Source organism: Sphingomonas sp. (assembly GCF_042091075.1).
Lineage (GTDB): Bacteria > Pseudomonadota > Alphaproteobacteria > Sphingomonadales > Sphingomonadaceae > Sphingomonas.
On record NZ_JBELIE010000029.1, the window covers coordinates 20481 to 27508 of the forward strand.

The 7028-nt window shown below is 68.2% G+C and carries 7 protein-coding genes; all 7 read right to left on the bottom strand.

Features of this window, described 5'->3' with window-relative positions; all coding sequences use genetic code 11:
* Positions 1–16 precede the first annotated feature (16 nt).
* Positions 17–1069 carry a 3-isopropylmalate dehydrogenase gene (leuB, locus tag ACFDSW_RS04660; protein WP_375249109.1) on the bottom strand — a complete coding sequence of 351 codons (1053 nt, stop codon included), beginning with the start codon at positions 1067–1069 and terminating at the stop codon, positions 17–19.
* A gap of 29 nt (positions 1070–1098) precedes the next feature.
* Entirely contained in the window at positions 1099–1830 is a 732-nt protein-coding gene (recO, locus tag ACFDSW_RS04665) for a DNA repair protein RecO (RefSeq protein ID WP_375249110.1), read from the bottom strand.
* 95 nt (positions 1831–1925) lie between these two features.
* The gene (locus tag ACFDSW_RS04670) at positions 1926–2837 is read right to left on the bottom strand and encodes a GNAT family N-acetyltransferase (RefSeq protein ID WP_375249111.1); all 912 of its coding nucleotides are present in this window, start codon (positions 2835–2837) and stop codon (positions 1926–1928) included.
* Positions 2807–3757: a polysaccharide deacetylase gene (locus ACFDSW_RS04675; RefSeq protein WP_375249112.1), complete on the bottom strand. Its 951-nt coding sequence runs from the start codon at positions 3755–3757 to the stop codon at positions 2807–2809. The genes ACFDSW_RS04670 and ACFDSW_RS04675 overlap by 31 nt, the downstream gene beginning before the upstream one ends.
* Positions 3758–3826: 69 nt before the next feature.
* Positions 3827–5749 (bottom strand): excinuclease ABC subunit UvrC, encoded by a 1923-nt coding sequence (gene uvrC / locus ACFDSW_RS04680; protein WP_375249113.1) that lies wholly within the window; start codon positions 5747–5749, stop codon positions 3827–3829.
* A gap of 232 nt (positions 5750–5981) precedes the next feature.
* The gene (locus ACFDSW_RS04685; protein WP_375249114.1) at positions 5982–6596 is read right to left on the bottom strand and encodes a hypothetical protein; all 615 of its coding nucleotides are present in this window, start codon (positions 6594–6596) and stop codon (positions 5982–5984) included.
* On the bottom strand, positions 6589–7026 hold the full coding sequence (locus ACFDSW_RS04690; RefSeq protein ID WP_375249115.1) for an ATPase: 438 nt from the start codon (positions 7024–7026) through the stop codon (positions 6589–6591). The genes ACFDSW_RS04685 and ACFDSW_RS04690 overlap by 8 nt, the downstream gene beginning before the upstream one ends.
* Positions 7027–7028: the final 2 nt, after the last annotated feature.

Genomic DNA, 7028 nt, shown 5'->3' on the forward strand with positions numbered 1-7028 from the left:
GCACTTCCGGCGGGCATCAGAGCGCGGCCAGCACCGCCTCACCCATCGCCGTGGTGGACATCGCGCCGCCCATGTCCGCGGTCCGCGCACCACTGCGCAACGCGGTGGCGACCGCATGCTCGATACGATCGGCGGCTTCGGGCATCGCCAGCGAATGGCGCAGCAGCATTGCCGCCGACAGGATCGCGGCGCAGGGATTGGCCTTCCCCTGGCCCGCGATATCGGGTGCCGAGCCATGGATCGGCTCGTACAATCCCTTGCCATCGGCATCGAGCGAGGCGGAAGGCAGCATCCCGATCGAGCCGACGCACATGCTGGCCTGATCCGACAGGATATCGCCGAACAGATTGCCGGTAACGATCGTATCGAACGCACCGGGATCACGCACCAGCTGCATCGCGGCATTGTCCACGTACATGTGCGTCAACTCGATCTGCGGGTAATCCGCCGCCACCTCGATCACGACATCGCGCCACAATTGCGAGGTTTCGAGGACATTCGCCTTGTCGACCGAACACAATTTGCCGCGTCGCTTCGCGGCGGTCTGAAAGCCGATATGCGCGATCCGGCGGACCTCGTCCTCATCATAGCGCATCAGGTCATGCCCTTCGCGCAGGCCCGCGGCGGTGGTGCGGCGGCCCTTCTCCCCGAAATAGACGTCGCCATTCAGCTCGCGCACGATCACCAGATCGATCGCGCCGGCCACTTCCGGCTTCAGCGTGGAGGCGTCTTCCAGCCCCGGAAAGATCTTGGCGGGGCGCAGGTTGGCGAAGGTCGCCAGATGCTTGCGCAGGCCCAGAATCGCCTGCTCCGGGCGTAGCTGCCGATCGAGCGAATCACAGGCGGGGTCGCCAACCGCACCGAACAGGATCGCGTCGGCACGCCGCGCCAGATCCAGCGTCGCGGGGGGCAGCGGGTGCCCGCTCGCGCGATAGGCGGCGCCGCCGACCGCCGCCTCCTCGAAATGCAGCGGCAGATCGAGCGCATCCAGCACGCGCCGTGCCTCTTGCGTCACTTCGGGGCCGATGCCGTCTCCCGGCAGAATCGCGATCAATTTCGTGTCGGTCATGATCGTGTCGCATGGCGCGCCGCGCCGCGTCACGCAATCGCTCTTTGCAACCGCGCCAGCAGCCGCTCGCGCGCCGCCAATCCCTCGCGCCGCCGATCGATCATGATATCGCGCGCCAGGAAATGCCCGGTGATCGCCAGCGCGGCGATCACCTCGTCGCCGCTCGCCGAGCCGCCCTCGCACAGGAAAGGCGGCAGCGGGAACAGTCGCGCCTCATAGCCGGCGGCCGCCCCGCGACTGACCGCGCCGCCGCTCTTCGGGCTGACGAACGCCAAATCGTCGGTCGCGCCGGTGGCGACACAGGCGGACAGATCGAGCCCGAAGCCCAGTTCGGCGAGCAGCAGCAATTCGTATCGCGCGACGCTGCCCGCCCAGCCGCGCGCCGACGGTGCCGCCTCGATCGCATCGAGCACGCCGCCAAGCGCATCGTAAAGACGCGGATAGGGCTGCGCCTCGGGCAGTGCGGCGGCGGTCAGCACCGTCAGCCAGTCGAGCGCCACGGCCGGCAGGGGTTCCGCGAACAAGGGCGCGCGACTGTGCAGCAATTCGACCGTCAGCGCCGCCAATTGCTCGTCGGTTCGCGCGCGCCATTCCCCACGCAACGCATTCGCTGGCTGCAGGATCGGCCGCAGCCGGCGCGAATGGCCGCCACGGACATAACCCGGCTGCACGCCATGATCGCGCGTGAACGGCCGCGCCACCGCGCCATGTTCCCCATGGCTGCGCACCGCCAGCAGAATGGCGTCCGCGATCAGGTGCATGCGGCGCGCGCGACCGCCGGCGCGGAGCTACGACGGAAAGGCGGGCGGCGATCGCGCATCGATCGACATGTAAGCGCGACCCGCCAGATCCGCCATCACCGTCGCAGCCGCCTGACGATCGGGCGCAGCCATGCGGCCGTGCTCGCTTGCTTGCCGATCGCCACGCCGGCATCGAACCCGCGCAGTAGCGCCAGGGCCGCGTGATTGGTCGGCCCCGGACGCAGCAGCAACATATCGTGGCACGCGACCGCATGCGTCGCGAACGAGCTTTTGTGCTGACCCTCGCCTTCGGTGAAATCGAATCGCGGCAGCCGGTCGGCAAACAAATCGACCAGCGCCGCCTCCATCAGCACCGTGCCGGGCGACAGCGGCGCATGAGCGGGATCATGCCCGACATGATCGTAGCGCCACGCGCTCCCCTCCGCCGAACACCACAGATAGGCGACCGGCGTATCGCCGAGAAACAGCAGCCACCCGCGCGCGCCGTCCGCCGCCGCCAGCCGCAGCATCCGCGCGACGAAGCCGGCATCGGCGGGCAAGGCGCTGCCGAGCAGCCGTTCCTGATAGGTGAGCGCCGCCACCTGCCGCGCGAGCGGGTGGAACAGCATCATCTCTTCGGCGGTGCGATACCGCTCGATCCGGCAAGTCGCGCCCGCCCGTGACTCGATCCGCTTCGCCTTGCGGCGCAAGGTGGCGCGTGTCGACGCCGACATCGCGGCACGCCATGCCGCCTCGCCAGCGGCGAGATCGACATAGTGGCGGCGGTAATGCTGGCGGACGAAGCGCGGGCCGGATGCGGCGATCGTCGCGCCGTCCGGCAGCGAACGGAGCATCCAGCCGTGGTGCCCTGGCGGCAAGGAGGGTAGCGCGGGCACCTCCCCCGCCAGCGCCTGATCGAGCGACAGGCCCACCCCCATCAATCGGCGCGGGATCGTCAGCAGCGTGCGCGCGCCGAGCTGTAGCCGCAATCCCTCCATCACCCACGCTCCGCCACCAGCGTCGACCACGCCTGTTCGAGCTGTCGCCGACGACGTCGCCACGGCGCGGGCGGCAGCGGGCGATCGGCTTGCTCCAGCCGCAGTGCGGGCGCGGTGGCGAAATGGCGGGTCGGCAGGTCACCGCCGTTCGCCGCGAGCATCTCGCACAATGCCTCGAAGCGGCGCACATGGATGCGATTGGGCGCGGTCCCCGCGCGATTGGCACATTCGAAACTGTGGCTGACGATCGTCACCGCAGCATGATCGTGGCGCACCGCATGGCGCAACGCGGCGCGCATCTCGGCGGTCGACAGCGCGCAGATCTGCACGTTGCGCCATCGCCGGGGCGTATCGTGGATCACCGTCACCGGCACCTCGATCACGCCGCGATGCCGGCATGGCGCGATCTGCCCCGGCGGCAGCGCGATCCGGCTGGGCCAGAGGGCGTGGGCGCCGTTGTGGCTACTGTCGATCGTGAAGCCGCGCGCGGCGAGCGCATCAAGCGTCGCGTCATCGGCACCATAACTCCCCGCACGGAAAGCGACGGGGCGCGGCGCGCCTGCCGCCATCAGGAGATCGGTCGCCTGATCGATCAGCGTCCCCTGGGCGGCGGCATCATGATCGATCAGCTCGAACCGGCCATGCGCCGCGCCGCGATCCCCCGCCCGCGCGCCCGCCCAATTGGCGTGAAGGTGCAGTTGCACCTCCTGCCCCGCGCGCAGGATCCGCTCCACCACCGGCGCGATCGCATCATTGCCATAGATCGTGGCCGGCATCGGATCGACGAAGAAGCACGCCTTCAACCCGAAGTGCGCGAGGCGTTCGAGCTGCCATGTCACCCCCACCCCGGCGGGCTCGATCGATCGCGCCACGATCGCATCGCGCGGCAGCCCGGCGGCATGATGCCGCCAGCGCAACTCGGTATCGATCGTGAGGAAGACGTCAGGCATCACGCGCGATATAGGATAGGAAGGTAAAGCGGGCCTTCACGGCCTCGCCGCGTGATCGCCCGCCATGCCCTATCGCGCGTGGTAGAAGTCATACACCTGCTGCGCCACCGCCGCCGATACACCCGGCGCCTTGCGCAGATCCTCCAGGCTGGCGTTGCGCACCGCCCGGCCAGTGCCGAAATGCATCAGCAGCGCCTTCTTGCGCGCCGGGCCGATCCCGGGGACCTCATCCAGCGGGCTGGCCCCCATCGCCTTGGCGCGCTTCTGCCGATGCGCCCCGATCGCGAAACGGTGCGCCTCGTCGCGCAGGCGTTGCAGGTAGAACAACACCGGCGCGTTGACGGGCAGCATCAGTTCGCGCCCGTCCATCAGGTGAAACACCTCACGTCCCTCGCGGCCATGGTGTGGCCCCTTGGCGACGCCGACCATACAGAGATCCTCGATCCCCAGATCCTCCAGCACCGCCTTGGCCGCGTTCAACTGTCCGCGGCCGCCGTCGATCAACACCAGATCGGGCCAGCTATCGCCATCACGATCCGGATCCTCCTCCAACGCCCGTGCGAAGCGGCGGGTCAGCATCTCGCGCATCATCGCGAAATCGTCGCCGGCGATCTCCTTTTCGCGCACGTTGAATTTGCGATACTGGCCCTTTCGAAAGCCCTCCGGCCCCGCGACCACCATCGCCCCCAGCGCATGCGCGCCCTGGATATGGCTGTTGTCGTAGATCTCGATCCGGTCGGGCGGCTCCGCCAGTTCGAACAGATCGGCGACTTCGCGATGCAATCTCGCCTGGGTGGTGCTCTCCGCCAGCCGGCGCTCCAGCGCCTCGCGGGCGTTGCGCGACGCCTGATCGAGCAGGCGCTTGCGCACGCCCCGCTGCGGCACCGACAATTCCACCTTGCGCCCCGCCTGCTCGCCCAAGGCCTGTGCAAGCACCTCCGCCTCTGGCAGCACGCGATCCAGCAGCACGGTGCGAGCCGGGGGCACCTCCTCGTAGAATTGCATCAGGAACAGCTGCAACACCTCATCTTCCGGCACCTCCGCGGTATGCGCCGGGAAAAAGCTGCGGTGTCCCCAATTCTGGCCCCCGCGGATGAAGAACGCCTCGATCCCGATCACTCCCTCGTGACAGGCGAGCGCGAAGATATCGGCATCCCCCACCCCCTCGGCATTGATGAACTGCGTGCCCTGGATGAACGTCAGTGCCTTCAGCCGGTCGCGCAGCACCGCCGCCAGCTCGAAGTCCATCGCTTCGGCTGCCGCCTGCATCTGCGTGCCCAGCTTCGCCTGCACGTCAGTGGTCTTGCCGGCGAGAAATTTCTTCGCGTCGCCGATCAGTTCCTCATACCCCGCCTTGTCGATCCGCCCGACGCACGGCGCCGAGCATCGCTTGATCTGGTACAGCAGACACGGGCGATCGCGCGTCTTGAAGAAGCCGTCGGTGCAGCTACGCAGCAGGAACAGCTTCTGCAGGGCATTCAGCGTATTGTTGACGCTGCCCGCGCTGGCGAAAGGGCCGTAATATTCGCCCTTGGCGCGCCGCGCGCCGCGATGTTTCTGGATCCGCGGAAAATCATGATCGGCGCGCAGCAGGATGAACGGGAAGCTCTTATCGTCGCGCAGCAACACGTTGTACGCGGGGCGATACCGCTTGATCAGCTGCGCCTCGAGTAGCAGCGCCTCCGCCTCGTTATTGGTGGTGACGATCGTCATCGACCGGGTCAGCGACACCATCCGCTGCAACCGTTTCGACAGGCGGTCGACCTGCACGTAATTGCCAACGCGATTCTTCAGCGCGCGTGCCTTGCCGACGTACAGCACATCGCCCTTGGCATCGTGCATCCGATACACGCCGGGTTTCAGCGGCAGCGTGCGCAGCACGTTGCGGATCGCCGCGACGCCGGTTTCCAGATCGGGCGTATCCGCGCCCCGGACGGTGAAGGTGGCCTGTTCTTCGTTGAAGCGGTCGGGGGGGCCGTAGTTGCCTGTCATCGCGTGCGATCTAGGGTGTGCGACGCCGGGATTGAAGCCGCGATATGCACGACGCCACCGGTCGGCCGGCATGGCGCCGGCAGCCGCCTATCGCTTCGTCATGTCAGTCTGCGAGACACACGAGCGCCGCCGGCCTGCGTCGGATGGAGCGCCTGACGCGGCAAGCTCCACTCACGCAGAGGCTAAGTCGGGGGCCATCAGGCCGGCCGCTCGCAGCCGGCCGGATGGGCGATCAGTTGAGCCGCCCCACACCCGCAATCGCGCGGTCGACCAGTGCCTTATCGGCATCGACACCGTGCCGCTCGGCGATCAATACCGCGGCGGCGGCGGCGGCGGCCTCGGCGGTGCGCTTGCGCACTTCGGCGATCGCGGAACGCTCGGCGGCGGCGATCTTGTCCTCCGCCATGCGTGCGCGCCGATCCATCAGCACTTCGGTATCCGCCTTCGCCTTGGTGACGATCGCCGCTGCTTCATGATGCGCATTCTCGCGCATCGCGGCGGCGTCGGCCTCGGCGGAACGGGCCTTGGCGGCATATTCGTCGCGGAGCGCTTCGGCCTCGCGGCGCAGCTGCGCGGCCTCGCCAAGCTGGCGGCGGATCTCGCCGATACGCTTGTCGAGCATCGCGCCGATCGCGGCGGGCACCTTCATCAGCACCATGCCGATCAGCACGACCAGCGCGGCGATCCCGACCCAGCCGGTGTCGTTGAAGCCCAGCGCGGTCGGCGCGGCATGTTCGACCGCCCCGCCGTGCACGGTGCCGGTCATGCCGCCGCCATTGGCGACATCATGGGTTTCGAGCGGCTGCGCCTCGATATCCTGCGCGACGGTGGAGGAGGGATTAGCCATGGATCAACTGCCTGCGCACCGCTTCGTTGGCGGCATCGGAAGGGACGGCCACCCCGGACAGGCGCTGCACCAGCTCCTGCGCCGCCTCGGCCGCGATCGTCTGCACATTGACCATCGCCGCCGCCTTGGCGTTGGCGATCGCCACGTCATGATGGGCGACGCGCTCGGACAGTTCGGCATCCGCAGAGCGCAGCTGCGATTCGGCGGCGGCGGCGGCTTGCGCCTTCGCCTTGCCCACCTCGGCCTGCGCCGCGGCGCGCGCGGCATCCATCTGAGCGGTCCATGCCGCCTCGGTCGTGTCCGCCTCCGCCCGCGCCTTTTCGGCGTTGGCGAGATCCTGTGCGATCCGTTGTTCGCGCAGGTCCATCACGCCCTGCACCCTGGGCACCATCATCTTGCCGATCCCGAAATACAGGATGCCGAAGGTGATGA

What these genes read in the sequence shown, in the direction of transcription:
- leuB (WP_375249109.1), bottom strand. Translation starts at nt 1,069, where the DNA reads ATGACCGACACGAAATTGATCGCGATTCTGCCGGGAGACGGCATCGGC.
- recO (WP_375249110.1), bottom strand. Translation starts at nt 1,830, where the DNA reads ATGCACCTGATCGCGGACGCCATTCTGCTGGCGGTGCGCAGCCATGGG.
- ACFDSW_RS04675 (WP_375249112.1), bottom strand. Translation starts at nt 3,757, where the DNA reads ATGCCTGACGTCTTCCTCACGATCGATACCGAGTTGCGCTGGCGGCAT.
- uvrC (WP_375249113.1), bottom strand. Translation starts at nt 5,749, where the DNA reads ATGACAGGCAACTACGGCCCCCCCGACCGCTTCAACGAAGAACAGGCC.
- ACFDSW_RS04685 (WP_375249114.1), bottom strand. Translation starts at nt 6,596, where the DNA reads ATGGCTAATCCCTCCTCCACCGTCGCGCAGGATATCGAGGCGCAGCCG.